General features: G+C 71.9%; 24 protein-coding genes. 12 read left to right on the top strand and 12 right to left on the bottom strand.

Annotated elements, in window-relative coordinates; translation table 11 throughout:
• Window positions 1-37 precede the first annotated feature (37 nt).
• Window positions 38-1,510, top strand: coding sequence for an HAD-IA family hydrolase (locus ABZ880_RS14475; RefSeq protein ID WP_361261324.1), 1,473 nt, complete (start codon window positions 38-40; stop codon window positions 1,508-1,510).
• A gap of 23 nt (window positions 1,511-1,533) precedes the next feature.
• Here the strand turns inward: ABZ880_RS14475 and ABZ880_RS14470 are convergent, their stop codons facing one another.
• On the bottom strand, window positions 1,534-1,947 hold the full coding sequence (locus tag ABZ880_RS14470) for an SRPBCC family protein (RefSeq protein ID WP_361261322.1): 414 nt from the start codon (window positions 1,945-1,947) through the stop codon (window positions 1,534-1,536).
• A gap of 183 nt (window positions 1,948-2,130) precedes the next feature.
• Between ABZ880_RS14470 and ABZ880_RS14465 the strand changes: the two genes are divergently transcribed.
• Complete coding sequence (locus ABZ880_RS14465; RefSeq protein ID WP_361261320.1) at window positions 2,131-2,598, top strand: hypothetical protein; 468 nt, start codon at window positions 2,131-2,133, stop codon at window positions 2,596-2,598.
• Window positions 2,599-2,611: 13 nt separating this feature from the next.
• Here the strand turns inward: ABZ880_RS14465 and ABZ880_RS14460 are convergent, their stop codons facing one another.
• The 6 genes from ABZ880_RS14460 to ABZ880_RS14435 form a co-directional block, all read right to left on the bottom strand.
• Window positions 2,612-2,929, bottom strand: coding sequence for a hypothetical protein (locus tag ABZ880_RS14460; protein WP_361261318.1), 318 nt, complete (start codon window positions 2,927-2,929; stop codon window positions 2,612-2,614).
• An 89-nt stretch (window positions 2,930-3,018) separates the two neighbouring features.
• Window positions 3,019-4,023, bottom strand: coding sequence for an MASE1 domain-containing protein (locus tag ABZ880_RS14455; RefSeq protein ID WP_361261316.1), 1,005 nt, complete (start codon window positions 4,021-4,023; stop codon window positions 3,019-3,021).
• A complete protein-coding gene (locus ABZ880_RS14450) occupies window positions 4,023-4,904 on the bottom strand; it encodes a PP2C family protein-serine/threonine phosphatase (protein WP_361261314.1) in 882 nt (293 codons plus the stop codon). Before ABZ880_RS14450 ends, ABZ880_RS14455 begins: the two co-directional genes overlap by 1 nt.
• Before the next feature lie 155 nt (window positions 4,905-5,059).
• The gene (pgm, locus tag ABZ880_RS14445) at window positions 5,060-6,700 is read right to left on the bottom strand and encodes a phosphoglucomutase (alpha-D-glucose-1,6-bisphosphate-dependent) (RefSeq protein WP_361261312.1); all 1,641 of its coding nucleotides are present in this window, start codon (window positions 6,698-6,700) and stop codon (window positions 5,060-5,062) included.
• A gap of 81 nt (window positions 6,701-6,781) precedes the next feature.
• The gene (locus tag ABZ880_RS14440; RefSeq protein WP_361261310.1) at window positions 6,782-7,966 is read right to left on the bottom strand and encodes a serine hydrolase domain-containing protein; all 1,185 of its coding nucleotides are present in this window, start codon (window positions 7,964-7,966) and stop codon (window positions 6,782-6,784) included.
• Window positions 7,967-8,056: 90 nt separating this feature from the next.
• Window positions 8,057-9,742, bottom strand: coding sequence for a protein kinase (locus ABZ880_RS14435; protein ID WP_361261308.1), 1,686 nt, complete (start codon window positions 9,740-9,742; stop codon window positions 8,057-8,059).
• Between the two features lie 137 nt (window positions 9,743-9,879).
• Between ABZ880_RS14435 and ABZ880_RS14430 the strand changes: the two genes are divergently transcribed.
• The 7 genes from ABZ880_RS14430 to ABZ880_RS14400 are packed head-to-tail and all read left to right on the top strand — an operon-like array spanning window position 9,880 to window position 17,299.
• Window positions 9,880-10,758, top strand: coding sequence for a xanthine dehydrogenase family protein subunit M (locus ABZ880_RS14430; RefSeq protein ID WP_361261306.1), 879 nt, complete (start codon window positions 9,880-9,882; stop codon window positions 10,756-10,758).
• A 2-nt stretch (window positions 10,759-10,760) separates the two neighbouring features.
• Window positions 10,761-11,267: a (2Fe-2S)-binding protein gene (locus ABZ880_RS14425; protein WP_361261834.1), complete on the top strand. Its 507-nt coding sequence runs from the start codon at window positions 10,761-10,763 to the stop codon at window positions 11,265-11,267.
• On the top strand, window positions 11,264-13,660 hold the full coding sequence (locus ABZ880_RS14420; protein ID WP_361261303.1) for an aerobic carbon-monoxide dehydrogenase large subunit: 2,397 nt from the start codon (window positions 11,264-11,266) through the stop codon (window positions 13,658-13,660). The genes ABZ880_RS14425 and ABZ880_RS14420 overlap by 4 nt, the downstream gene beginning before the upstream one ends.
• Window positions 13,661-13,671: 11 nt before the next feature.
• Window positions 13,672-14,544 carry an XdhC family protein gene (locus ABZ880_RS14415; RefSeq protein WP_361261301.1) on the top strand — a complete coding sequence of 291 codons (873 nt, stop codon included), beginning with the start codon at window positions 13,672-13,674 and terminating at the stop codon, window positions 14,542-14,544.
• 3 nt (window positions 14,545-14,547) lie between these two features.
• Window positions 14,548-15,441 (top strand): MoxR family ATPase, encoded by an 894-nt coding sequence (locus ABZ880_RS14410; RefSeq protein WP_361261299.1) that lies wholly within the window; start codon window positions 14,548-14,550, stop codon window positions 15,439-15,441.
• Window positions 15,438-16,079 carry an SRPBCC family protein gene (locus ABZ880_RS14405; RefSeq protein WP_361261297.1) on the top strand — a complete coding sequence of 214 codons (642 nt, stop codon included), beginning with the start codon at window positions 15,438-15,440 and terminating at the stop codon, window positions 16,077-16,079. The genes ABZ880_RS14410 and ABZ880_RS14405 overlap by 4 nt, the downstream gene beginning before the upstream one ends.
• The gene (locus ABZ880_RS14400) at window positions 16,076-17,299 is read left to right on the top strand and encodes a VWA domain-containing protein (protein WP_361261295.1); all 1,224 of its coding nucleotides are present in this window, start codon (window positions 16,076-16,078) and stop codon (window positions 17,297-17,299) included. The genes ABZ880_RS14405 and ABZ880_RS14400 overlap by 4 nt, the downstream gene beginning before the upstream one ends.
• Window positions 17,300-17,350: 51 nt before the next feature.
• Here ABZ880_RS14400 and ABZ880_RS14395 read toward each other — a convergent pair whose 3' ends face one another.
• From ABZ880_RS14395 to ABZ880_RS14385, 3 genes are all read right to left on the bottom strand, one after another.
• Window positions 17,351-17,824, bottom strand: coding sequence for a carboxymuconolactone decarboxylase family protein (locus ABZ880_RS14395; protein WP_361261293.1), 474 nt, complete (start codon window positions 17,822-17,824; stop codon window positions 17,351-17,353).
• A 110-nt stretch (window positions 17,825-17,934) separates the two neighbouring features.
• Window positions 17,935-18,891: a LysR family transcriptional regulator gene (locus ABZ880_RS14390; RefSeq protein WP_361261291.1), complete on the bottom strand. Its 957-nt coding sequence runs from the start codon at window positions 18,889-18,891 to the stop codon at window positions 17,935-17,937.
• 135 nt (window positions 18,892-19,026) lie between these two features.
• Entirely contained in the window at window positions 19,027-19,479 is a 453-nt protein-coding gene (locus tag ABZ880_RS14385; protein ID WP_361261289.1) for a flavodoxin family protein, read from the bottom strand.
• Window positions 19,480-19,598: 119 nt separating this feature from the next.
• Here ABZ880_RS14385 and mgrA point away from each other — a divergent pair, with 119 nt between their 5' ends.
• Window positions 19,599-20,642: an L-glyceraldehyde 3-phosphate reductase gene (gene mgrA / locus ABZ880_RS14380; protein WP_361261287.1), complete on the top strand. Its 1,044-nt coding sequence runs from the start codon at window positions 19,599-19,601 to the stop codon at window positions 20,640-20,642.
• Window positions 20,643-20,646: 4 nt separating this feature from the next.
• On the opposite strand, the gene ABZ880_RS14375 is transcribed toward mgrA, so the two are convergent.
• On the bottom strand, window positions 20,647-21,528 hold the full coding sequence (locus ABZ880_RS14375; RefSeq protein ID WP_361261285.1) for a YegS/Rv2252/BmrU family lipid kinase: 882 nt from the start codon (window positions 21,526-21,528) through the stop codon (window positions 20,647-20,649).
• Window positions 21,529-21,646: 118 nt separating this feature from the next.
• On the bottom strand, window positions 21,647-23,245 hold the full coding sequence (locus tag ABZ880_RS14370) for an FAD-binding oxidoreductase (protein ID WP_361261831.1): 1,599 nt from the start codon (window positions 23,243-23,245) through the stop codon (window positions 21,647-21,649).
• 82 nt (window positions 23,246-23,327) lie between these two features.
• On the opposite strand from ABZ880_RS14370, the gene ABZ880_RS14365 reads away from it, so the two are divergent.
• Window positions 23,328-23,927, top strand: coding sequence for a TetR/AcrR family transcriptional regulator (locus ABZ880_RS14365; protein WP_361261283.1), 600 nt, complete (start codon window positions 23,328-23,330; stop codon window positions 23,925-23,927).
• Window positions 23,924-25,501: a glycerol-3-phosphate dehydrogenase/oxidase gene (locus ABZ880_RS14360; RefSeq protein ID WP_361261281.1), complete on the top strand. Its 1,578-nt coding sequence runs from the start codon at window positions 23,924-23,926 to the stop codon at window positions 25,499-25,501. The genes ABZ880_RS14365 and ABZ880_RS14360 overlap by 4 nt, the downstream gene beginning before the upstream one ends.
• The last annotated feature ends 183 nt before the right edge of the window (window positions 25,502-25,684 follow it).

Genomic DNA, 25,684 nt, shown 5'->3' with positions numbered 1-25,684 from the left:
TCCTCGTAGCAAATCCCCCCATGCGAAAGAAGAAGCCGTGACCCAACCCCCGCTCCAGGCCGTCCTGTTCGACATGGACGGCACGCTCGTCGACACCGAGCGGCTGTGGTGGGAGGCGGTGCAGGACATCGCCTCGGGCCTCGGCAGGCCACTGACCGAAGCGGATCAGCCGGAGGTGCTCGGCAGACCGGTCGAGCACACCGCCGCCTGGCTCGGCCGGATCACCGGGCGGCCGGTCCCGGGGTTGACCGACCGCCTGCACCGCGAGTTCACCGACCGTGTCCGCACCGGCATCGTGCCGCGCCCCGGTGCCCTCGACCTTCTCGACGCGCTCGCCCGCGAAGGTGTGCCGACCGCCCTGGTCACCGCCTCCCCCCGCACGGTCGCCGACAGTGTGCTGGCCGCGCTCGGCGCCGACCGCTTCCTGGTGTCCGTCACCGCGGACGACACGCCACTCACCAAACCCGCCCCCGACCCGTACCTCGCCGCCAGCCGGGCCCTCGGCGTCGACCCGGCCCGCTGCGTGGCCGTCGAGGACACGCCCACCGGCGTCAGCTCCGCGGAGGCGGCCGGGTGCGCGGTCCTGGCGGTGCCGTCGCTGGCCCCCATCGACGCGGCACCCGGGCGGACGGTCGTGGCCAGCCTCGAGGAGGTGACCCCGGCCCGGCTGCGTGCGCTCGTCGGCCCCCGGCTGCGCGTCATGAGCTGGAACCTCTGGTACGGCGGCGCGAAGGTCGACGACCACCGCGCCAAACAGCTCAAGGTCATCCTGGACACCGAGGCCGACGTGGTGGGCCTGCAGGAGACGGCCGGTACGGCGGCCCGGGAGCTCGCCGACGCGCTGGGCTGGCACCATCACCAGGCCGGCGAGAACCTCGGCGTCATCAGCCGCCACCCGATCACGGCCCGCCTCGGCGACCCCGACGTCGGTTTCTACGGGGCGGCGGGCGTACGCCTGCGCATCGGCCGAGCGCACGAGGTGGACGTATGGACGGCACACCTCCACTACACGCCGTACGGACCCTACGAAGCCGCCTTCGACGGGCTGCCGCCGAAGGAGCTGATCGCGCACGAGGAGCTACGGCTCGCCCAGATGCGGGAGGCCTTGCGGCAGATCGCCGAGTCGGGTGCCGGCGAGCGGCCCGTGATCCTCACCGGGGACTTCAACTGCCCCTCCCACCTGGACCGGCCCGACGTGGCGTGGCCGGTGACCGGGGCGGCCGAGGAGGCCGGTCTGCGCGACTCGTACCGCGAGGCCCGGCCCGATCCGGTGCGCGACCCGGGCCACACCTGGTCCCCTATCCACCCCCGGCACGAGAACGACCCCGCCCTCCCGGAACCTCAGGACCGGATCGACTACGTCCTGCACAACGGACGAGGGCTGGCAGTGGTCGACTCCCGCACCGTCGTGACCGGCGTCCCGCGGGCCTGGCCGGACGTCGCCGACAACGACTGGCCGTCGGACCATGCGGCGGTCCTCACGACCTTCGCCCTGCGCGACGGGGACTGACCCGGCGCTGCGGGTGCCGTACGTCAGCCGCCCGCGTTGTCGACCCGCAGCCGTACCTGCTCCTCGAGGCGCTCCAGGCTTCGGTCGAGGGCTTCCTGTGCCGCCGTCTCGCCCGGGTCGTGCTCGTCGTCGGCGAAGGAGAGGTGCACGGTCACCTCGCTGATGCCGCTGCCCGTCTCCTCGACCTGGAGCCAGCCGGTGTAGCTGCCGTCGTCGCGGGTGCCCCACTCGAGGCGCATCCGGTCCTGGCGGGACCGCAGGAGGGCAGGGGTGTCCTGGTCGGTCCGGTCCTCGTGGACGGTGACGGCGGGCGGGGCCTCGGCGTGGACGTGCAGTGCGTCCGGCAGCCAGCTGTCGAGCCGGCCGATGTTCGCCGCCTGGTCGAAGACGTGCTCGGGCAGCGCGGGCATCGCGCGGGAACGCTCGTATTCGGTCATCGCTCTTCGTCCCTCGGCATGGTGTCGTACACGGCGACGCGTGCCCCTTTTGTCGATATTGAACCGTCCGGTCGCGCGGTGCATTGCTCCGTCCGAGTGGTGCACGGCTCCGCCCGGTCGTAGCGTCGGTAGCGGGGCCCTTGCTTGCGGCCCCGGTTCCGGAGGCGGCAGCCGGGAGCGGACATGCGCGTACACGTACTGACCACGGCGGTCACGCTTTGTCTTGCTGCATCACTTGCAGCGGCCGCGGGAGCTCCCTCCGCTGCCAGAACGACGTCGTCGCCGGCCGCGCAGGCCGTTCAGCAGCGGCCCGGGAACCCGGTGATCGTCGACTGCTTCTGGCACCCGCACGTGCGCCCGGCCGATTTCATGCTCGCGTGCGGCGACGGCAACAGCCGCCTGTCCTCGCTGCGTTGGTCCCAGTGGGGTGCCAACTCGGCGAAGGCGAAGGGCGTCAACTGGGTCAACGACTGCAAGCCCTACTGCGCGGCGGGCAAGTTCCACTCGTACCGGGTCGTCGTGCGCCTCGACCGCGCAGAGCCCTGGAAGAAGCGCCCACAGGTGCAGCACTACACGCGGATGACCCTCACCTACTCCGACGGCAGGCCGGACGGCTTCCCGCGGACGGTGACGTATCCGCTCTGGAACTGACCTCGCGCCCGGCTCAGGCGCCGGAGTCGATGCCGGTGATCACGACGGGCCCCAGCGGCGCCTCGTCCGCGTCCAGGCCCGCGGCTCGCAGAGCGGATTCCGCGAGGTGCCGGGCGTCCTGTTCGGCTCGGGAACGGCTGTCGGCCTCGACGGTGAGGCGGATGGTGAAGGTGTCGTCCTCGTTCACGGTCAGGACATCGAGGTCCTCCGCGCTGCCCATCCGGGTGCGGTGCGGATCGGCCGGGCGCAGGGCGCGGGTCAGCTCGGCCCGTGCGTCGGCGCCGGTCGCGGTGGTGAAGGTGCCGGGCACGGTGATCAGGTACGTCGTCATGGCGGTCCTTCCGTCGTGGTCAACGTCGCCTACCCCGGTTCGCGGCGCTGATCGCCGGGAGGTCCGGACGATGCGGCGCGCCGCCCGCCTCAACGGCGGTCGTCCGCGTCCAGGGGCGACCTGGGCTGTGGGGTGTCGCCTGCGGTGAGGTGTTCCAGGACCTCGACCAGTTCCTGGCAGGCCCGTTCCACCGAGCGTCTGGTGTTGAGCTGTTCGGTGATCACGGCCGACAGGAGCAGCGCGGTGAGGGCCATCGCGCCGTTGAACGCCTGGAGTTTGATCATGATCTCGATCGGGCTCAGTCCGGCGAACGGTCCGACCTGGTCCGTGGCCGCGATGGTGGCCATGACGGAGGCGAAGAGCGCGCACAGCATGCTGCCCGCGAGCTGGAACCGCAGGGCCGCCCAGATCACCAGCGGGTAGACGAGGAACAGCAGGCTGACGGAGCTCTGGGCGGCGAACGGCACGAGACCGCACGCGATGAGGGTCAGCCCCATGGCCTCCTTCCACCGGTGCGGGTGCGCGGTCCGGCGCGCGCCGAACAGTCCGTACAGCAACAGCAGGGCCGGGGTGACGATCAGGACGCCCATCGCGTCGCCCGCCCACCATGCCGACCAGACGAGCCAGAAGCCGTGCGGGGCGAGCTTGCCGGTCAGGACGAGCAGGCCGGCGCCGGCGGTGGCACTGATGAGCGTGGCGGTCAGGGCGCCCAGGAACACCAGCGCGAAGCCGTCCCGTAAACGGGCGAGGTCGGTGCGGAAGCCCACCTTGCGCAGCATGTAGTACGCGCAGACGGGGGCGGCGGTGTTGCCCACCAGCGTGCCGATCACCGCGGGCTGCGGCGAGGTGATGGACATGACGACGAGCAGGGCCCCGAGCGCGATGCCGGGCCAGACGCGCAGGCCGAAGAGGAGCAGACAGGCCACCGCGACGCCCGTGGGCGGCCAGATGGGAGTGACCACTGCGCCGTCGACGACGAGCCGGCGCATGAGCCCCAGCCGCCCGGCCGCGTAGTACCCGGCGGCGACGGCCAGCATCTGGAGGGCGAGGCCGGCCGGTCGGCGCAGATCCGCGATACCCACCACAGCTGCCATCAGACACCGCTGCCGCCCGCTCGGCGAGGCGAGCGGCGCGGTCTCCAGCCCCGGGGGCGGCCGTCGAGGCCGTCGTGGCCGACGACCAGTACGGCCGCGTCGTCCTCGTGCCCCACCCGCTCGGCCACCTTCATCACGGCGCCCGCGAGCGCGTCGGCCTCCATGCCGGCGACGGCGGCGATCCCGGCGAGCCGTACGACGTGGTCGAGGCCGTCGTCGACGCTCAGGGACGGCCCCTCCACCACGCCGTCCGTGAGCAGGACGAACACTCCGCCCTTGGTCAGCCGGTACCGGGTCACCGGGTACTCGACCGCCTCCACGATGCCCAGGGGCGGTCCGCCCTCGTCCTCGGCGATGCCGGACTGTCCGTCCGCGGTGGCCCAGATGTGGGGCACATGCCCGGCCCGTGCGCTCTCCAGCACTCCGGTGCACGGGTCGAGCCGCATGAACGTGCAGGTGGCGAACAGGTCGGTGCCGAGGGACATGAGCAGGTCATTGGTACGGGAGAGCAGCTCGCCGGGTTCGCTCGTGACGGAGGCGAGGGCGCGCAGGCCGACCCGGACCTGGCCCATGAAGGCGGCCGCCTCGATGTTGTGGCCCTGGACGTCGCCGATGGACAGCCCGATGCGGCCGTCGGGCATGGTGAAGGCGTCGTACCAGTCGCCGCCCACGTTGAGGCCGTGGAAGGCGGGCGCGTAGCGGACGGCGAGGTGGAAGCGGCGGGCCGTGGGCAGGTCCCGGGGCAGCATGCCGCGCTGCAGGGCGACGGCCAGTTCGACCCGGGAGCGCTGCAGTTCGGCGAGCTCACGTGCCTGTGCGGTCAGCGACCCGAGTCTGGCGAGCAGCTCGTCGCCGTCCTCCATAGGGCGCTCGAGGGACATTGATCACTCCGGCGGGGCCGTGGGCCGTGGCCCCTTCTGGGCGTAAACCCATATGTCGCGTTTAGGAGATGATAGCGACATACCTCCACAACTGAACAAACCGGACAAAGCGCATGACAGAGGGGCCTGGTCGAGCCAGGCCCCTCGGTGCCGTGTCAGCCCCCCAGGGCCGCCATCACCACGTCCTTGGCCTCGTCCTGCACCTGGCGGAGGTGGTCGGGGCCGCGGAAGGACTCGGCGTAGATCTTGTAAACGTCCTCGGTGCCCGAGGGCCGGGCCGCGAACCAGGCGTTCTCGGTGGTGACCTTGATGCCGCCGATGGCCGCGCCGTTGCCCGGTGCCTCGGTGAGCACCCCGGTGACCGCCTCTCCGGCCAGCGTGTCGGCGGTGACCTGCGCGGGCGAGAGCTTGGCGAGCAGGGCCTTCTCCTCACGGGTCGCCGGTGCGTCGATGCGCGCATAGGCGGGCTCACCGAAGCGGGCGGTCAGGTCGGCGTAGTGCTGCGAGGGCGTCTTCCCGGTGACCGCGGTGATCTCGGAGGCGAGCAGCGCCAGGATGATGCCGTCCTTGTCCGTGGTCCACACCGAGCCGTCCCGGCGCAGGAACGACGCACCGGCCGACTCCTCCCCGCCGAAGCCGATCGACCCGTCGACCAGGCCGTCCACGAACCACTTGAACCCGACCGGTACTTCGACCAGTTGACGCCCGAGGTCGGCGGCGACGCGGTCGATCATGCTGGACGACACCAGCGTCTTGCCGATGCCTGTGTCTGCGGGCCACTCCTTGCGGTGCGCGTACAGGTAGGAGATGGCCGTGGCGAGGTAGTGGTTGGGGTTCATCAGCCCCGCGTCCGGGGTGACGATGCCGTGCCGGTCGGCGTCGGCGTCGTTGCCGGTCGCGATCTGGAAGCGGTCGCGCTGCTCGATGAGCGAGGCCATCGCGTACGGCGACGAGCAGTCCATCCGGATCTTGCCGTCCCAGTCGAGCGTCATGAACCGCCAGGTGGGGTCGGCGAGCGGGTTGACCACGGTCAGGTCGAGCCGGTGCTGCTCGGCGATACGGCCCCAGTAGGCGACCGAGGCCCCGCCGAGCGGGTCGGCGCCGATACGGACGCCGGCGGCGCGGATCGCGTCCAGGTCCAGCACGTTGGGCAGGTCCGCGACGTAGGCGCCGAGGAAGTCGTGGCGCCGGGTGGTCTCGGCGGCGAGCGCCCGCGTGTAGGGGATGCGCCGTACGTCCTTCATCCCGGCGGCGATGATGTCGTTGGCCCGGTTCTGGATCCAGGACGTCGCATCGGAGCCGGCCGGGCCGCCGCTCGGCGGGTTGTACTTGAAGCCGCCGTCGGCGGGCGGGTTGTGCGAGGGGGTGACCACCACGCCGTCGGCGAGGCCGGAGGTGCGGCCGCGGTTGTGGGTGAGGACGGCGTGCGAGAGCGCGGGGGTGGGCGTGTAGCCGTCCGCGCTGTCGATGAGGACGGTCACCTCGTTGGCCGCGAACACCTCGAGGGCGGTGACCCGCGCGGGCTCGGACAGGGCGTGGGTGTCGGCGCCGAGGAAGAGGGGGCCGTCGGTGCCCTGGTCGGCGCGGTACTCGCAGATCGCCTGGCTGGTCGCGGCGATGTGGTCCTCGTTGAACGCGGTCGCCAGCGACGACCCGCGGTGTCCCGACGTGCCGAACGCCACCCGCTGCCCCGGGTCGGCCGGGTCCGGGTGCAGCGCGTAGTACGCGGTGACCAGCCGGGCGACGTCGACGAGATCCTGGGGACCGGCAGGCTGACCCGCTCGCTCGTGCTGCATGTGCCCGCTCCTCCACATCGGTTGACCAAAACGCTTGCCGCCCCATCTTCCCTCGTCATGGCGGCGGCTAGCGAGACCGGGTCAGTGCCCGGACCGGTTCAGCAGCGCGCAGACGAAGTTCTCCTGTACGGCACGCATCCGGCTCACCAGGTCCGGGTTTCCGGCCTCGTTGATCTGAGTGGTGACGGAGAAGGTCAGCGAGCGACGGCCGTCCGGGGTGGCGGCGATCAGCTGGGTGTAGCCGGGGAAGTTGCCGGTGTGCCCCAGCACCACGCCGCACCGCGTCGCGTAGCGGAAGATGGCGAGGCCCGCCATGTTGGCACCGGGGCCCGCGGGTTCGGACGCACCGGCGATCCAGCGCCGCTGCTCACGTACGACGTTCCTGCCGTAGAGCGCACCGCCCGCGTAGCCGCGGATGAAGCGGGTCATGTCCGCAGGCGTGGAGATGATGCCGCCCGACGCCCAGGAGCCGGAGACGCCGAAGACCTCGCTGACGTCCTCCGGGGGCGTCGTGGTCACGTCGTAGCCGTGCAGATAGGGCTCGGGCATCCGGTAGCCCTGGGGAAGGCTCGTGTTGCGCAGGCCCAACGGCCGGTAGACCAGAATGCGCAGCAGCTGCTCGTACGGCGTGCCGGTCGCCGCCTCCGCCATCAGGGCGACGGCGATGTTGTCGGAGTTGGAGTAGCGGTACTGGGTTCCCGGGGGGAAGTTGAGGGGCCGGTCGGCGACGAAGTCGAGCAGGCGGCGGGAGTCGAAGTGATGGCGCGGGTCGGCCGCGAGGATCTGCCGGAACTCCTCGTCCTCCGTGTAGTCCGGGAGACCGCTGGTGTGGTTGAGCAGCTGCCGGAGCGTCACGCTGTGCCAGGCACGAGGCAGTCGCGGCAGCCGCCGGCCGATGGTCTCGTCCAGCCGCAGGGCGTGCCGGTCGACCAGGCTCAGCGCCACCGCGCCGCTGAAGGCCTTCGCCGTACTGGCGATGCGCATGTGATCGCCCGGCTGCGGCGGCCGACCCGTGGCAAGATCGGCCACGCCCGCGCGGACGACGCGGGTCACGCCGTCCCGCTGCAGCACGGCGATGGCACCGGGCGGGCCGCCGGGTGCGCGCACGAGCTGCTCGAGCTGGCCGCGCAGGTCGTCGGCGCCCGATCCGGGGGCGGCGGCCGTGCTCGTGGGCGCCTGGCACAGGGCCGCCACGCAGATCGCGATGACGCAGGTCGCCCGCAGGCGGGAGCGGAAGGGGCGGGCGGGGGCAGAGCGAAGGGGCATCGGAACTCCCGTGACAGGCCGGTGGTGCGGCCAAGCCTTTCGCCGTGTCCGTGCGGGGGCTCCTTGAGCTGCTGCATACGGCCCAACGCCTCATTCCTCGGCGGGCATCACCTTTGTCACCTTGCCCTGGGGGGTGGCCTCCAAGTAGCCGCTCTCGCCGTACTCGTCGCTGAGGTAGACCGCAATGGCCGCCGGGGTGTCGAAGACGTTGTTCGGCTGCTGGATCGTCAGGTAGCGGGCGGTCGGGTTCTTCACCTTCAGCTCCTTGTCCGCCCGGGCGAACAGGGCGGGCACGGCGTCCCAGCGGAAGTTCTTCAGGCTCACCGGCTCCTCGCTGTCGGGCAGCGTGCTCTTGATGATGCCCTCCTCCGCCCCGGTACCGGGACGGTAGTTGTAGTCGACGTACCGGGTCTTGCTGCCCTTCACCATCATTTCCGCCGATGCGTGGTCCGGGTAGACGGTGAAGTCACCGAAGCTGTCGCTTCCCGATGCCTCCTCGAGCGCCTTGATCACGATCCGGATGTTGCCGGGGGTGAGCAGGTTGGCGGTCTTCGCCGTGCTCGCCGCGGTGGACGGTGTGGCGGTCGAGCCCGTGTGACCGGTCCCGGTCTGCTGCGTCTGCCCGTCCTTCCCAGTGGACGCCAACGCGTCATTGCCCTCCCCGCCCGAGAGAGCCACCCAGGTCACCCCGCCCACCAGCACGGCACCGGCCGCGACGGAGGCGAGCGCGACGCGGCGCGGGTTCCTCTGCCGGGGAGCCTGTGGCACGACGGTGCTGGAGAGCGCCGGCGACGGCGGGACGGGTACGGCGTCCTGCGGCGGCGCCAGTGGATAGGAGGTCGGCACGGAGACCTGCGGAGGGGACAGCGGATAGGACGTGGGCGCGATGTCCTGCGGAGGCGTCGGCGGGTAGGACGTCGGCGTCGAATCGGCGCCTGGCTGGGCCGCGACGGCCAGCATCCGGTCCACCGTCTCCGCATCCGGCCGCGCCGCAGGATCCCGCACCAGCACCCGCGCCAGTACGGGCGTCAGCGGCCCGGCCTGCACAGGTGGCGGTACGTCCTCGTGCAGTACGGCGGCCAGCGTGGCCAGTGTCGTGCCGCGCCGCAGCGGATGGTGGCCCTCGACGGCCACGTACAGCATCATCGCCAGCGACCACAGGTCGGCCGCCGGGCCGCCGGGATCGCCCGAAACGCGCTCCGGAGCCATGAAGTCCGGCGTGCCGATGATCGACCCGGTGGCGGTCAGTGCGGTGGCCTCGCGGATCGCGGCGATGCCGAAGTCCGTCAGTACCGGGCGGCCGTCCGTGCGCAGCAGGACGTTGGCGGGCTTCACGTCCCGGTGTTCCACACCCGCGGCGTGTGCCGCGCGCAGGGCGTCGAGTACACCCCGGCCGATACGGGCGGCTTCGGCGGGACTCATCGGCCCCCGAGCCAGCCGGTCCGCGAGCGAGCCGCCGTCGACCATCTCCATGACGATCCACGGGTACGTGCCCTCGCCGCCGTCGACGATGTGATGGATCGTCACCACATTCGGATGCTGGACCCGGGCCAGGGCACGCGCCTCGCGCAGCACCCGCTCGCGCAGCATCCGTGCCGTGCCGGGGTCGTACTCGGCGAGGTCCGGATCCGCGGGCCGGACCTCTTTCACGGCCACGTTGCGGTGCAGCAGCAGGTCGCGGGCGCGCCACACCGTGCCCATGCCTCCGCCGCCGAGCCTGGACTCCAGCTCGAAGCGCCCGTCGACCACCCGTCTGGCGGGTTCCCCCTCGTTCATGGCGAGGAGCTTAAGGGACGCCGAATGCTCCGCCGCACCGCCCTCCAGCCCGTCGGTGACTTAAGTGAACAGTTAACCAACCGTTGACACCCCTGAGTGCCGAGGGCGCAATGGGCCACGACAGGGGGGAGAGTCACATGCAGGTTCCCGCTCCGTTCGAGTACCAGCGGGTGCACAGCGTCGGCGAGGCGATCACGCTCCTGGACCGGCTGGGCGACACGGCGCGCCTGGTGGCCGGGGGGCACAGCCTGATCCCGATGATGAAGCTCAGGCTGGCCAACTTCGAGTACCTGATCGACATCAACGAACTGCACGACGAGCTGGGTTACATCCGCGCCGAGCCCGGACTGATCCGCATCGGCGCGATGACCCGGCACCGCGAGCTGCTGGAGTCCGACGAACTCGCCGCCGCCTTTCCGATCTTCCGTGACGCCGAGCGCGTGATCGCCGACCCCGTGGTCCGCAACCGGGGCACCCTCGGGGGCTCGCTGTGCCAGGCGGATCCGTCCGAGGACCTGTCCGCCGTGTGCACGACGCTGGGCGCCTCCTGTGTGATCCAGGGGCGCGAGGGTCAACGGATCGTGCCGATGGAGGACTTCCACCAGGGGCCGTACGAGACGGCGGTCGGCGACGCGGAGATGCTCACCGAGGTGCGCTTCCCCGTCCGCCCCGGCGGGTCGAGCGCCTACGAGAAGGTCGAGCGGCGGGCCGGCGACTGGGCCGTCGTCTCGGCGGGCGCCGCGGTGTGGCTCGACGGCGGGCTGGTCGACGACGCCCGGGTGGGGCTCGCGGCCGTGGGCCCGAACACCGCAGGCATCCCGGGCATCGCCGAGCTGATGCGCGGTCGGCCGCCGGGCGAGGAGCTGTACGCACGGGCCGGGGACCTCGCGGCCGCGGCCTGTTCACCGGTGACCGACCGGCGCGGCAGCGCCGAGTACAAGCGCCATCTGGCGCGTGAGTTGACCGTGCGGGTGCTGCGCCGGGCCGTGGCCCGGGCCGGCGGACAGGAGGCGTGATCGTGCAGGTCACCATGACCGTCAATGGCGAAGAGGTCACCCGGGAGATCGAGGGCAGGCTGCTGCTCGTCCACTTCCTGCGCGATCATCTGCGGCTGACCGGGACGCACTGGGGCTGCGACACCAGCAACTGCGGTACGTGCGTGGTGTGGCTGGACGGCGAGCCCGTCAAGTCCTGCACGGTGCTGGCCGCGATGGCGGGCGGGCACGAGGTGCGCACCGTCGAGGGCCTGGAGCAGGGCGGTGAACTCGACGCCGTGCAGCGGGGGTTCGTCGAGTGCCACGGCCTGCAGTGCGGGTTCTGCACGCCCGGCATGATGATGACCGCGCGGGCGCTGCTGGACCGTAATCCCGACCCGTCGGAGCAGGAGATCCGGGAGGCGATCTCGGGGCAGATCTGCCGGTGCACCGGTTACGCCACCATCGTCCGCTCCGTGCGCTGGGCGGCTGCCGAGGAGGCAGGCACCCGCACCACGACGGCGCAGAGCGTCTCGGGGAGCGCGTCATGACCACCGTCTCCGAGAACGGCCGGCGCACCGCGTTCGTCGACAACGACCAGAAGCCCTGCGGCCACGGCCGGATGCTCCGCAAGGAGGACCCGCGTTTCGTCCGCGGCAAGGGCCGCTACGTCGACGACCTCCAACTGCCCGGCATGCTGCACCTGGCGATCCTGCGCTCGCCGCTCGCCCACGCGCGCGTGGTCTCCGTCGACACCAGCCTGGCCGAGGCGCACCCGAAGGTCCGTCTGGTGGTGACCGGTGCGATGCTCGCCGAGAAGGGCCTGGCCTGGATGCCGACCCTCTCCAACGACGTCCAGGCCGTGCTCGCCACCGACAAGGTCCGCTTCCAGGGCCAGGAGGTCGCCTTCGTCGTCGCCGAGGACCGCTACTCGGCACGCGACGCACTGGAGTTGATCGACGTCGAGTACGAGGCGCTCGACCCGGTGATCGACGTGCGCACCGCGCTCGCCCCGGACGCGCCCGTCATCCGCGACGACCTCGAGGACAAGCGGGACAACCACTGCTTCGACTGGGAGACCGGCGACGCGGCCGAGACCGACGCCGTCTTCGCCCGCGCCGACGTCGTGGTCAGGGAGGACATCGTCTACCCGCGGGTGCACCCGGCGCCCATGGAGACGTGCGGTGCGGTCGCCGACTACGACGCCGTCGACGGCAAGCTGACCATGTGGTCCACGACCCAGGCCCCGCACGCCCACCGCACGCTGTACGCGATCGTCGCCGGACTGCCCGAGCACAAGATCCGGGTCGTCTCCCCCGACATCGGCGGCGGCTTCGGCAACAAGGTGCCGATCTACCCCGGTTACGTGTGCGCGATCGTCGGCTCCCTGCTCACCGGCAAACCGGTGAAGTGGATGGAGGACCGCTCCGAGAACCTCATCACCACCGGCTTCGCCCGCGACTACATCATGCGCGGCGAGATCGCGGCGACCCGCGAGGGGAAGATCCTCGCCATCCGCACCCATGTCCTCGCCGACCACGGCGCGTTCAACGGCACCGCCGCGCCCGTGAAGTACCCGGCCGGCTTCTTCGGCGTCTTCACCGGCAGCTACGACCTCGAGGCCGCGCACTGCAAGATGACGGCCGTCTACACCAACAAGGCGCCCGGCGGGGTGGCGTACGCCTGCTCGTTCCGCATCACCGAAGCGGTCTACCTGGTCGAGCGCATCGTCGACTGTCTCGCGTACGAGCTGAAGATGGACCCGGTCGAACTGCGCACGAAGAACTTCATCCGGCCCGAGCAGTTCCCGTACCGGACCAAGACCGGCTGGGTGTACGACTCCGGGAACTACGCGCCGACCATGGAGCTGGCCACACAGCTCGCCGGATACGCCGAACTCCGCGCCGAGCAGGCGGAGAAGCGGGCCCGTGGTGAGCTCATGGGCATCGGCGTGTCGTTCTTCACCGAGGCCGTCGGCGCGGGCCCCCGCAAGGACATGGACATCCTCGGGCTCGGCATGGCCGACGGCTGCGAACTGCGGGTGCATCCCACCGGCAAGGCGGTCGTACGGCTGTCGGTGCAGACGCAGGGACAGGGGCACGAGACGACGTTCGCGCAGATCGTCGCCGAGGAACTCGGCATCCCGCCGCAGGACATCGAGGTGGTGCACGGCGACACCGACCAGACACCCTTCGGGCTGGGCACCTACGGCAGCCGCTCCACTCCCGTCTCGGGCGCGGCGGCCGCGCTGGTCGCCCGCAAGGTCCGTGACAAGGCCCGGCTGATCGCCTCCTCGATGCTGGAGGTGTCCGTCGCCGACCTGGAGTGGGAGAAGGGCTCCTTCCATGTGGCCGGTGACCCCAAGGCCTCGGTCACCATCCAGGACATCGCCATGCGCGCGCACGGCGCGGGCGATCTGCCCGACGGTGTGGAGGGCGGCCTGGACGCGCAGATCTGCTACAACCCGGAGAACCTCACCTACCCGCACGGCGCCTACATCTGCGTGGTCGACATCGACCCGGGCACCGCCAAGGTCACCGTCCGCCGCTTCGTCGCGGTCGACGACTGCGGCACCCGTATCAACCCGATGATCATCGAGGGGCAGGTGCACGGCGGGCTCACCGACGGCGTCGGCATGGCGCTGATGGAGATGATCGCCTTCGACGAGGACGGCAACTGCCTCAGCGGCTCCCTGATGGACTACCTCATCCCGACCTCCCTCGAAGTCCCCGACTGGGAGACGGGGTTCACGGTCACCCCGTCCCCGCACCATCCCATCGGCGCCAAGGGCGTCGGCGAGTCCGCGACGGTCGGCTCACCGCCCGCGATCGTCAATGCCGTCGTAGACGCTCTCAAGCCCTTCGGTGTCCGGCACGCCGACATGCCCCTCACGCCCTCGCGGGTCTGGGAGGCCATGCAGGGCCGGCCCACCCCGCCGATCTGAAGGTGGTCGCGATGACCGGGAAGGTGAGCGCGCGGGCGCTCGAACTCGCCCAGCGGCGGGTGCCGTTCGTGCACGCGCGCGTGGTGCGCGCGCAGGCTCCGGCCTCCGCGCATCCGGGTGACGAGGCCATCGTCCACGGAGATGGGACGATCGACGGTTTCGTCGGCGGCCAGTGCGCGGAGGGTTCGGTGCGTACGGCCGCGCTGGGCGCCCTGCACGGCGGCGCACCGCTGCTGCTGCGGGTGCTGCCGGCGGGCGAGGAGGAGTTCCCCGACACGCCCGGCGCCCAGGTCGTGGTCAACCCCTGCCTGTCCGGAGGGGCTCTGGAGATCTTCCTGGAACCGGTGCTGCCGCCGCCCTTGATCGAGGTCGCCGGGAACACACCGATCGCCGAGGCGTTCCTCGCCCTGGCCGAGGTGCTGGGCTACGCCACCGCCCGCTCCCTGCCCGAAGGCCCGCCCGCCGAGAACACGGCCGCGGTGATCGTCGCGGGACAGGGGCACGGCGACACCGAGTCCATCCGTGCCGCCCTCGACGCGGGTGTCCCGCACATCGAGCTGGTCGCCAGCCGCCGCCGAGGCTCCGCCCTCCTCGACCAACTCGGCCTGGACGATGGGGAAAGAGCCCGTGTCCACTCCCCCGCCGGCCTGGACATCGGTGCCCGCACCGCGCCCGAGATCGCGCTGTCGATCCTGGCCGAGGTGGTGGAGGTCGTACGGGCGACACCGGCGACCGCGGCACGGCCGGTCGAGGCCGTCGACCCGGTGTGCGGGATGACGGTGATCGTTCGGTCCGACACCCCTCATCTGACCACGGACGAGGGCGAGTTGTGGTTCTGCGGCACGGGCTGCCGGGACCGCCACGCCGCGAGGCCGGTGGGCTAGCGCGTGAGCGAGCTGTTCACGGACGCCGACGAGGTACGCCAACGCCTCGATGCCGTAGGCCACTTGGTCGACGAGGGCACCGCGACCGCGCTCTTCCTGGCCACCGTCCTCGACCGGCCGCTGCTGGTGGAGGGCGAGCCCGGCGTCGGCAAGACGAGCCTCGCCAAGGCCCTCGCCGAGGTACTGGACACCCCGCTGATCCGGCTGCAGTGCTACGAGGGACTGACACCGGGCGAGGCCCTGTACGAGTGGAACTACCAGCGCCAACTCCTCGCGATCCGGCTCACCGAGGCGCGCGGCGGCCGACTCGACGACGCCGACGTGTTCACCGAGGAGTTCCTGCACGACCGGCCGCTGCTGCGGGCGGTGCGTCACCCCGGCCCGCTGCCACCCGTCCTGCTGATCGACGAGATCGACCGGGCCGACGACGAGTTCGAGGCACTGCTCTTCGAGTTCCTCGGCGAACGGTCCATCACCGTGCCCGAGTTGGGCACGTTCGCCGCCGTACGGCCGCCCGTCGTCCTGCTCACCTCCAACCGCAGCCGCGAACTGCACGACGCGCTGCGCCGCCGCTGCCTCTACCACTGGATCGACTTCCCCTCCCCCGAGCGCGCCGCCCGCATCCTGCGCCGCTCGGTACCGGCCGCGAACGAGCCGCTGATCGCGTCGGTGACTCACTTCATCGGTCGCGTACGGCAGTTGGACCTCGACAAGGCGCCCGGCATGGCGGAGGCGATCGACTGGGTCTCGGCGCTGGCCGCACTGCGTGTCGCGCGGCTGACGCGCACCGACGTCGTCAGCACGCTCAGCACGGTCGCCAAGAGCCCGGACGACCGCATCGCCATCACCGAGGCGCTCGAAGAACTCGGCTACCCCGAACAGGCGAGGAGACCATGAAGATCGACCAGGAGTTCGGCGTCGACGTCCCCGTCGAGCGCGCCTGGCAGGCGCTCACCGATCTGGAGGGCCTCGCCCCGTGCATGCCCGGTGCGCAGCTCACCGGGGTCGAGGGTGACGTCTACAAGGGGCGCGTGAAGGTCAAAGTGGGCCCTGTGGTCAGCCAGTTCGCGGGTACGGCACGCTTCGTGAAGCTGGACGACGCCGCCCACATCGCCGTCATCAGCGCGGCCGGGAAGGACACGCGCGGGGCCGGGAACGCCTCCGCGACCATCCACGCCCAGCTGCGCCCCGACGGCGTGGGCACCGTCGTGACGGTCAGCACGGATCTCAACATCAGCGGGAGACTGGCCCAGTTCGGCAGCGGCATGATCAAGGAGATCTCGGAGAAGCTGTTCGCGCAGTTCGTCGCGAACGTGGAGACGCAGCTGCTGGCCCCGGAGGAGTCGGCCGAGGAGACGGCTGCTCCCGAGCCTGCGGAGGCGGTCGTTCCCGAACCCGCGGAGGCGCCCCAGGCCGTGGCCGAGCCCCTGGACCTGATGCGGCTGGCCGGGAAGTCCGTGTACGTGCGGCTGGTCCCGGCGCTCGTCGTGGTCGTCGTGGTCGTCGCCGCCGTGGTCCTCCTGCTGATGCTGTGACCAGCGCCGGACCCCTGCTCCCGGCGGTCGACCGGGCCGCCTTCGCCGTCGCGTTCGCCGCCCGGCTCAGGGAGCGGGGCGTGGCCGTGGGGCTCACCGCCACGCAGGACTTCGTCCGGGCGCTGGTCGCCGTTCCGCCCCTGTCGCGGACGGCGTTGTACTGGGCGGCGCGCGTCACGCTCGTCCGCCGGCAACCGGATCTGCCGCGGTTCGACGAGGTCTTCGACGCCGTGTTCGGCGAGGCACTGCTCTCCGTCGACCCGCACGCCCGGCGCGGCGGCGACCGGCCGGCCCCGCACGGGGGCGACGCCCGTACGCAGGCGCCCGTCGACCCGTACGACGTCTCCGACGCGACCGGCGATCGGCGCGGTCTGCCCTGGGTGACCCTACCGCCGGTCGTCGCGCAGAGGGACCACCGTGACGACGTCGCCCTGTCCGTGCCGGACCGTCTGCCCAGCGATCTCGCCGGTGCCCTGGACACGCCGTTCGAGCAACTCGGCGCCATGGAAGCGCAGTTGCTGGGCCGGTGGCTGGAGCGGGCGCTGCGGGAGTGGCCCACCCGGCGCTCGCGGCGGTACGCGGTGCGGCCGGGCGGTCCCCGGGTGGCGATCCGGGAGACGGCGGCCCGGGCGCGGCGCACCGGTTGGGACCCGGTCCACCTGGTGCGTACGGGGCCCGTGGCCCGGCCGCGCCGGGTGGTGGTGCTGTGCGATGTGAGCCGTTCGATGCAGGCGCAGGCGATGGCCTATCTGCATCTGATGCGGGCGCTCGCGCTGACCACCCACGCCGAGGTCTTCGCGTTCGCGACTTCGCTGACCCGGCTCACCACGGCTCTCGCCCACCGTTCGGCGCAGGAGGCGCTGGACGAGGCGACGGAGCGGGTCGCCGACCGGTTCGGCGGTACGCGGATCGCGCACTGTCTGTCGACGCTGCTCGGCTCGCACCACGGCGGCACGGTGCGGGGTGCGGTCGTCCTGATCGGTTCGGACGGCTGGGACGGTGATCCGCCGGAGCGGCTGGCCGTGGCCATGGCCCGGCTGCGGCGCCGTGCCCACACGGTGATCTGGCTGAACCCGCGGGCCGGGGTCCCGGGGTTCGTCCCCCGTACGACGACGATGGCCGCGGCGCTTCCGTACGTCGACCTGCTGCTGCCTGCGGACAGCTTCGGGGCGCTGCTGCGGGTGCCGGGCGAGGTCGCCCGCCATGCGCGGCGCAGCTGAACGGCCCGGGCGGGGAGGCCGCCCGGGCCGTGTGTCGCCGGGTGCTGCGCGTCAGCCGAACATGCCCGGCTGGTAGTCGCCGGCGGGCTGCTGGACGATGACGTTGAAGCGGTTGTACATGTTGATCAGGGCGATGGTCGCCACGAGGGCCGCGAGCTGGTCCTCGTCGAAGTGCTTCGCGGCGTTCTCCCAGGCCTCGTCCGTGACCCCGCCGGCCGCGTCCGCGATGCGGGTGCCCTGCTCCGCCAGCTCCAGGGCGGCGCGCTCGGCCTCGGTGAACACCTTCGCCTCGCGCCAGGCCGCGACCAGGTGCAGGCGCTGCGCGTCCTCGCCCGCGGCCAGGGCGTCCTTGGTGTGCATGTCGGTGCAGAAACCGCAGCCGTTGATCTGACTTGCACGGAGCTTCACCAGCTCCTGCGTGGCGTGCGGCAGCGTCGAGTCGGTGACCGCCTTGCCCGCCGAGTTGATGTAGCGGAAGACCTTGGTGGCAACGGCGTTCTCGAAGACGTTCATGCGAGCTTCCATGCTGCGCTCCTGTGTCGTTTTGGGTGGCTACACCTCTCTGACGGAGCGGCTCTCAGCGGTGTGACACGCCCAAATGTGACCTGCGTCTCCCTCCCGGCTCCACGCAGGGTCTAGCTCCACAACGTGACGTGGATGGCGGGCCGGAAGCGGCCCGCGGTCACTCCCGCGCCCCGCAGCATGGCCTGGGTGGCCCGGGGTGTGGTCACGAAGCGGCGCAGTTCCGCGGCGACCGGCGGGGCCTCGCGGTCGGGGAGGGCGAGCAGGTTCCAGGAGCCGCGGGCCGGCAGGTGAGGGCCGTCGAGCCGCCGTAGATGCCCGTCGGCCAGGTCTCTCGCGACGGCGAAGGCCACCGCGAGGGCGATGCCCTTGCCGCGTTTGGCCTCGTCCACGGCGGCGGCATGGCTCTGGAAGATGCGCTGGTTGTGCTCGGGGACGCTCAGCCGGCGCAGCACCGAGGGCACCAGGCCGGTGCGGCCGACGGCGGAGGGGCCGAGCAGCCACGTCTGCTCGCGCAGTTCGGTGGGGCCGGCGCCGCCGACGGCGAGCGGATGGTCGGGGCCGACGACCGCGATCACCTGGTAGTTGAGGAAGTGGGCGCAGGTCATGGCGGATTCGAGGGTGGCGGGCCGGGGTCCGATCGCCACGTCGACCGCGCGGTTGACGAGCATCGTGCCGAACTGCTGCGGGTCGTCCACGCTCAGCTCGACGTCCAGGTCGGCGGCGCGCTGTGCGAACAGTTCGATGAGGCCGGGGGCCGCGTGTTCGGCGAACAGGCTCGACGCCGCCACGCGCAGGAGCCGCCGGCCGGAGCCGGCCCGCCGTACCTCCAGGATGGTGCGGTCCTGCAGGCCCAGCATCTCGGTCGCCCGGCTGGCGAGCCGGAGCCCGCCCGGGGTGAACGCCAGCCCGTGGGCGGTCCGCGTGAACAGCTTGTCGCCGAGTTCCTTGCGCAGGTGGGCGATGTGGATCGAGATCGCGGCCTCGGTCACGGCGAGATCGGCCGCGGCGGCCTTCACCGAGCCGAGGCGCACGGTGGCTGCGTAGGCCCGCAGCTGTGCCGGGGTCAACGAGAACCTCCCCGCTCTCCACGGGTGTACGTCACCTGTGACCTGCACCTCAAATTAGCGCACCTGTTCCCCAAGGGCCACTGTTGTGCGGTGCCTGTGGGGCCCAAGTGGCGTGTGGGGCAAGGCAGTTCGAACTCAGTCCAGCAGCCCGGCGGCGAGCATCGCGCCCAGCTCCCAGCAGGCCTCGATGTCCGCCTTGGCGGGCTCTCCGGTCACGGTGACGGGCTTCGCGGCGAGCTTCCAGCCGAGGCCGGTGGTGATGGCCTCGATCCCGCGCACCGCGCCGGTGACGTCGCTCCCGCCGTGGACGTAGTAGCCGTAGGGCCTGCCCTGTGTCGCGTCCAGGCACGGGTAGTAGATCTGGTCGAAGAAGTGCTTGAGGGCGCCGGACATGTAGCCGATGTTGGCAGGGGTGCCGAGCAGGCAGGCATCGGCGGCGAGCACGTCGGATGCCGTGGCCGCGAGCGCCGCCCGCCGCACGACCTCGACACCCTCGATCTCGGGCGCGGTCGCTCCGGAGACGACGGCTTCGAGCATGGCCTGACAGTTGGGTGAAGGAGTGTGATGCACGATCAGCAAGGTGGGCACGTCCCGCACCCTAGTTCACGACTTCACGCGCCCTTCGGTCCGATTCAGAAGAGACATCGCTGAATGTGATGGAACGGAGTTGTTGGACTCCGCAATCGTGCGCGAGCACAGTGAACCCCATGAACCACCTCGCGGATCCCGAGCGCTACGACGGCACCATGCGCTACCGGCGCACCGGACGTTCCGGCCTCGACCTCCCCCTGCTGTCCCTGGGCTACTGGCACAACTTCGGCGACGACCGGCCGTTCGAGCGGCAGCGCGAGATCGCCCTGCGCGCCTTCGACCTCGGGATCACTCACCACGACCTCGCCAACAACTACGGACCGCCGTACGGCTCGGCGGAGATCAACTTCGGGCGTCTGATGCGCCAGGACCTCGCGCCGTACCGCGACGAACTGGTGGTCTCCACCAAGGCCGGCTGGGACATGTGGCCCGGCCCCTACGGCCAGGGCGGCGGCTCCCGCAAGTACGTGCTCGCCTCGCTCGACCAGTCCCTCAAGCGCATGGGCCTGGAGTATGTCGACATCTTCTACTCCCACCGTCTCGACGCGAGCACACCGCTCGAGGAGACGATGGGCGCGCTCGACACGGCGGTGCGCCAGGGCAAGGCGCTCTACGTCGGCATCTCCTCGTACGACGCCGAGCGCACCCGTGCGGCCGCGGCGATCCTGCGGGACCTGGGCACTCCGCTGCTCATCCACCAGCCGTCGTACAGCATGCTGAACCGGTGGATCGAGACCGAGGGGCTGCTGGATGCCGCGCAGGAGGAGGGCTTCGGGGTCATCGGGTTCACGGCGCTCGCGCAGGGGCTGCTGACCGGGCGTTATCTGGACGGTGTGCCGGAGGGCTCGCGGGCCGCGGCGGGGACGTCGTTCGACACGTCGTGGCTGTCGGAGGACATGTTGGGCAGGCTGCGCGCGCTCAACGACATCGCCGCCCGGCGCGGGCAGACGCTGGCGCAGATGGCGCTGGCCTGGGCACTGCGGGACGAACGGGTCACGTCGCTGGTGATCGGCGCGTCGCGGACGGAACAGCTGGAGCAGAACGTGGCCGCGTTGGACAACCTCGACTTCAGTGCCGAGGAGCTCGCCGAGATCGACAAGTACGCGACCGACAGCGGCGTCGACCTGTGGCAGGACGCCCGCACGGGCAACCTCGGCTGAAGCATCAGCACAGCACGCGCAGCGCCCCGGGCAGGACTCTGACCGTCACCGGCAGCACGGCCTCGACCTCGCCGTCGGCACCGTAGGGCACCTCGCGGTCGGCGGAGATGCTGATCTCCCGGCCGCGCAGGATGCGTACTTGGGGCCGGTCGACATGGGTGCCGGACTTGAGTTCGTTCATCATGGCGAAGAACAGCCGCCGGGGCGCTTCGCTGATCATCACCACCTCCAGCAGGCCGTCGTCCAGACGGGCGCCGGGGGCGATGAGGCGGCCGGAGCCGTAGTAGCCGGAGTTGGCGGCCACCACCGTGTAGCCGGTGTGCCGGTGTTCCTCGCCGTCGACGGTGACCCGGTAGTGGGCGGGCCGCCAGGTGGTGACGGCCCGCAGACCGCCGGCGTAGTAGGAGGCCGCGCCCTTCAGGAGTTTCGCGTGGTTGGCGTGGCGGTTGGCGAGCGCGTCGACGCCGGCGTACACGCTGCCCAGGACGACCGTGCGGTGGTGGACGGCGGACTCGACCTCGATGGTGTCGACGGGGCGCGGCTCGTTGTGGAGCAGCACTTTGACCAACGCCTCTGGTTCTGTGGGGAGTTGGAGGGCGCGGGCGAAGTCGTTGCCCCGGCCGGCGGGGACCAGGCCGAGCACGGTTCCGGTGCCGCTGAGGGCTCCGCCGATGCCGCCGGCGATGCCGTCCCCGCCGACCGCGAGGACCACCCGGCCCTGCTGCCCGGCGTGCCGGGCGAGTTCCTGGGCGTGGGCCAGGCTGCGGCTGTACTCGGTCTCCAGCTCGGCGCCCGCCTCGCGCAGCAGCCGGGCCACGCCCAGGAGCGCGGCGGCTCCGGTGGATCCGCCCGCGGTGGGGTTGACGATGGCGGTGAAGTGTCGCATCGGTGCGCCTCCGGGGCGGACGGGGTGGGGCTGCCGGGCGGTGGTGTGACGGGACGGCGGGTCGGAACCGCGGTGCAGGTTCGTCGACACGGCGTCGGGTCGACGAACCGGTGCCGGGTCAGTCGTCCAGGGGCAGGAGCACGCCGGGGTTGAGCAGCCCCGCCGGGTCCAGTCGCCGCTTGACGGCGCGCAGGGCTTCGACGGCCAGGGCGCCCGCCTCGCGGACGTACCAGTCCCGGTGGTCGGTGCCCACACCGTGGTGGTGGGTGATGGTGCCGCCGGCGGCGAGGATCGCCTCGTTGGCGGCGTGCTTGGCCCGGGTCCAGTGCGCGACGGGGTCGTCGCCCTGGGCCGAGACAACGGTGAAGTACAGCGAGGCGCCGTTCTCGTAGACGTGGGAGATGTGGCACATGACCAGCGGCGGGGTGCCTGCCTCGGTGAGCGTGCCGGTCAGCGCGTCGCGCACGGCCGTGTAGAGCGCCGGGATGCGGGACCAGAAGGTCGCCGTCTCCAGCGTCTCGGCGAAGGCGCCCGCGTCGAGCAGGGCGTCGCGCAGGTAGGGGGCGGAGTAGCGGCCGTGCGCCCAGCGCTCGCCCGGTTCCTCGCCCAGGGGTGTGCCGCCGCACTCGCGCAGGACGGCCGCGGCGCGCTCGCGCCGGTACGAGGTGTCCTCCTCCATGCCCTCGTAGCCCGCAATTGCCATGCATCCGGCGGACGTTGGCGCATCCGCGGAGCCGATCGCGTCGGGCTGGGCGAGGCCGATCAGGGTCTCGGTCTCGTCGGACAGCCGCAGCACCGTCGGACGCGGCCCGTCCTGTGCGAGCCGGCGCAGGGCGGCTGCGCCCTCCTCGAAGGAGGCGAACCGCCAGCCTTCGTACACGCTGGTCTGCGGGACCGGACGCACCCGGACCGTCACGGACGTGATGACGCCGAACGCGCCCTCCGAGCCGAGGACGAGCTGGCGCAGGTCGGGGCCGGCCGCCGAGCGCGGGGCGCGGCCCGTGTCGACGGTGCCCTCGGGGGTGGCGAGGGTGAGGCCGAGGACCATCTCGTCGAAGCGGCCGTAACCGGCGGACGCCTGGCCGCTGGAGCGGGTGGCGGCGAATCCGCCGATGGTGGCCCACTCGTAGGACTGGGGGAAGTGGCCGAGGGTGAAGCCGTGTTCGGCGAGCAGCACCTCGGCCTGCGGGGCGCGCAGGCCGGGCTGCAGGGTGGCGGTGCGGGAGACCGGGTCGAGGGCGAGCAGGCCGTCCATGCGCCGCAGGTCCAGCGCGACGAAGATGCCCCGCGGTACGGGGGCGAGCCCGCCGACGACGGAGGTGCCACCGCCGAACGGGACGACAGACAGGCCGTGTTGGGCGCATGCCCGCAGGACGGCGAGGACCTCGTCGTGGTTCGCCGGGAGGAGTACGGCCGCCGGGAGGTCGTCGACGTCGCCCTGCCGGATCCGCAGCAGGTCCGGCGTGGACTTGCCGCGTGTGTGCCGGATCCGCGTCTCGGCGTCGGTGCGCACGTGCTCCCCGGCGCCGACCGCAGCCGCGAGGGCCTGGTGCACGGCAGGCTCCAACTGCCCTTCCGGTACGGCGATGTCGTCCAGGCCCACCGGGTCGGTGCTGCGCGGCTTGACGCCGAGCAGATCGCGCAGCAGCCCGATCACCGTGTCGGGCAGCGGCGTGGCCTTGGCCGGGTCGCCCCAGCCGCTCCACAGCATGTCCATGGCTGTCGTCCTCACCGGTCGATTCGAGCGATTGCGTCGTCCGGCGCACCGCTGGGGGCGCCGAGGCGTTACACTGTGACACATGACGCCTATTCGTCACAACAGCTCGGACAGTGATGCGGTGCTCGACGCGGTGCGGGACTGCGTGCTGGCCGTCGGGGTGCGCCGCACGACCCTCACCGACGTGGCCCGCCGCGCGGGCGTCTCCCGTATGACGCTGTACCGGCGCTGGCCCGATGTCCGTTCCCTGGTCGGCGACTTGATGACCCGTGAGTGGGTCGGCGTGGCGACCGAGGCGATCCCCGAGCGCAGAGAGGGGGCGGACGCGCGCAGCCTGCTCGTGGAGGGTCTCGTGGCCGGAGTCGACTCCTTCCGCGCCCACCCCCTCTTCCGCAAGATCATCGACGTCGACCCGGAACTGCTCCTGCCCTATGTGCTCGACCGTCGCGGTGCGAGCCAGATCGCCCTGCTGGAGCTGCTGGTCGACGACCTCGAGCGAGGACACGCCGACGGTTCGGTCCGCGTCGGCCACCCCGAGCGGCAGGCCCGGTCCCTGCTGCTGATCGTCCAGTCCTTCACCCTGTCCCTGCGGACCATGACCGACGAGGACGACCCCGAGCTCTCCGCCGCGGCCTTCCTCGCGGAGCTGCGCTCCATCCTGGAGAGGACCCTCACGCCATGAGCCACAGCCCCGCTTCCGGATCGTCACTGTCCGCCGCCCGGCGCTCGCGCGAACTGGCCGAGACCGTCGGCGGCCCGGCCGTGGACGTCCTGGTCGTCGGCCTCGGCGCCACCGGCGCCGGAGCCGCCCTGGACGCCGCCGCCCGGGGCCTGTCGGTCGTCGCCATCGACGCCCACGACCTGGCCTTCGGCACCTCCCGCTGGAGCAGCAAGCTCATCCACGGCGGGCTGCGCTACCTCGCCTCCGGGCAGCTCGACGTGGCCCATGAGAGCGCGGTCGAGCGGGGCGTGCTGATGGAGCGCACGGCACCGCATCTGGTGCGCGCCCAGCCGTTCGTGCTGCCGCTCACCCCGCTGGTGTCACGCGGTCAGGCGGCGCTGGCCTGGGCCGGTTTCCGGGCCGGTGACACACTGCGGCTGACGGCGCGTACGGCCCGGGCCACACTGCCCGCGCCGCGCCGGCTCTCCGCGGTGGAGACCCGCCATCTGGCCCCGGCGCTGCGCACCGACGGCCTGCGCGGCGGACTGCTGTCCTGGGACGGCCGACTCGTCGACGACGCCCGCCTGGTCATCGCGCTCGCCCGCACCGCCGCCGCCCGCGCCGCCCGGATCCTGACCCGGGTCAGGGCTCTGGAACTCACCGGCTCCGGCGCCCGCGTCCACGACGAACTCACCGGCGAGGAGGGCGAGATCAGGGCCCGCGCGGTGATCAACGCCTCCGGCGTCTGGGCGGGCGGCCTGGTCGACGGCATTCGCATACGGCCCTCCCGCGGCACCCACCTGATCCTGCGCGCGGAGCACCTCGGCCCCCTGCCGGCCGGCCTGCACATCCCGATCCCCGGCGAGACCAACCGCTTCGTCCTCGTCCTGCCCCAGGGCGACGGCCGGGTCTACGTCGGCCTCACCGACGAACCCGTCGACGGCGACATCCCCGACGTCCCCGAGGCACCGGAGTCGGACATCGGCTTCCTGCTCGACGTGCTGGGCTCGGTCCTGGACGTCCCGGTCCGGCGCGAGGACGTCGTGGGCACCTTCGCGGGACTGCGCCCCCTGCTGGACACGACGCCGGAGGCCGGCTCCGGCGCCGCGGCCAGGACCTCCGACATCTCCCGGAAGCACGCGGTGCTCACCTCGCCCGAGGGCGTGGTCACCGTGGTCGGCGGCAAGCTCACCACGTACCGCCGCATGGCCGAGGACGCGGTGGACGCCGCCGTCGCCGCCCGCCGCCTCACCGCCGGCCCCTCCCCCACCGCCTCGCTCCCACTCGTCGGCGCCGCGTCCCCGCGGGCACTCGCCACCCTGCGGGCACCGCGCCATCTGATCCGCCGGTACGGCACCGAGGCACCGGCCGTCCACGCCCTCGGCGACCACGACCCCCGACTCAACGAACCCGTCGTGCCGGGGCACCCCGTCACCGCCGCGGAACTCCTCTGGGCGGTACGCCACGAGGGCGCCCTCGACGAGGCCGACCTGCTCGACCGCCGAACCCGGATCGGCGTGGTGCCGTCCGACCGTGCGGCGGCATTGGACGCCGTACGCGAGCTGTTGGGAGAGGCCTCGGCCCATAGGGTCTGATCCCCGGTCGGCCCCACGGCACAGGGACTGAGGCCCGCTCGCCCCCGCACTGAGACCAGCTCACCGCGGCGGCGATGCCTCCCGTTCCACCGGGCCACCGAAATTCCACCGAGGCCGAGAGCTGCTCACCCCGCGGTGGCTACGGCCCGCTTGCCGGACGACCAAAACCCGCTCCGCCCCAGC

The sequence above is a fragment of the Streptomyces sp. NPDC047043 genome (assembly GCF_040644055.1).
Lineage (GTDB): Bacteria > Actinomycetota > Actinomycetes > Streptomycetales > Streptomycetaceae > Streptomyces.
The sequence above is the reverse complement of the archived record's forward strand: the minus strand, read 5'-3'. Positions and strand labels throughout refer to the sequence as shown.

Coding starts and splice junctions, on each gene's coding strand:
- ABZ880_RS14470 (WP_361261322.1), bottom strand. CDS start 1,947: ATGACCGAATACGAGCGTTCCCGCGCGATGCCCGCGCTGCCCGAGCAC.
- ABZ880_RS14465 (WP_361261320.1), top strand. CDS start 2,131: ATGCGCGTACACGTACTGACCACGGCGGTCACGCTTTGTCTTGCTGCA.
- ABZ880_RS14460 (WP_361261318.1), bottom strand. CDS start 2,929: ATGACGACGTACCTGATCACCGTGCCCGGCACCTTCACCACCGCGACC.
- ABZ880_RS14455 (WP_361261316.1), bottom strand. CDS start 4,023: ATGGCAGCTGTGGTGGGTATCGCGGATCTGCGCCGACCGGCCGGCCTC.
- ABZ880_RS14450 (WP_361261314.1), bottom strand. CDS start 4,904: ATGTCCCTCGAGCGCCCTATGGAGGACGGCGACGAGCTGCTCGCCAGA.
- pgm (WP_361261312.1), bottom strand. CDS start 6,700: ATGCAGCACGAGCGAGCGGGTCAGCCTGCCGGTCCCCAGGATCTCGTC.
- ABZ880_RS14440 (WP_361261310.1), bottom strand. CDS start 7,966: ATGCCCCTTCGCTCTGCCCCCGCCCGCCCCTTCCGCTCCCGCCTGCGG.
- ABZ880_RS14435 (WP_361261308.1), bottom strand. CDS start 9,742: ATGAACGAGGGGGAACCCGCCAGACGGGTGGTCGACGGGCGCTTCGAG.
- ABZ880_RS14430 (WP_361261306.1), top strand. CDS start 9,880: ATGCAGGTTCCCGCTCCGTTCGAGTACCAGCGGGTGCACAGCGTCGGC.
- ABZ880_RS14420 (WP_361261303.1), top strand. CDS start 11,264: ATGACCACCGTCTCCGAGAACGGCCGGCGCACCGCGTTCGTCGACAAC.
- ABZ880_RS14415 (WP_361261301.1), top strand. CDS start 13,672: ATGACCGGGAAGGTGAGCGCGCGGGCGCTCGAACTCGCCCAGCGGCGG.
- ABZ880_RS14405 (WP_361261297.1), top strand. CDS start 15,438: ATGAAGATCGACCAGGAGTTCGGCGTCGACGTCCCCGTCGAGCGCGCC.
- ABZ880_RS14395 (WP_361261293.1), bottom strand. CDS start 17,824: ATGGAAGCTCGCATGAACGTCTTCGAGAACGCCGTTGCCACCAAGGTC.
- mgrA (WP_361261287.1), top strand. CDS start 19,599: ATGAACCACCTCGCGGATCCCGAGCGCTACGACGGCACCATGCGCTAC.
- ABZ880_RS14375 (WP_361261285.1), bottom strand. CDS start 21,528: ATGCGACACTTCACCGCCATCGTCAACCCCACCGCGGGCGGATCCACC.
- ABZ880_RS14370 (WP_361261831.1), bottom strand. CDS start 23,245: ATGGACATGCTGTGGAGCGGCTGGGGCGACCCGGCCAAGGCCACGCCG.
- ABZ880_RS14365 (WP_361261283.1), top strand. CDS start 23,328: ATGACGCCTATTCGTCACAACAGCTCGGACAGTGATGCGGTGCTCGAC.
- ABZ880_RS14360 (WP_361261281.1), top strand. CDS start 23,924: ATGAGCCACAGCCCCGCTTCCGGATCGTCACTGTCCGCCGCCCGGCGC.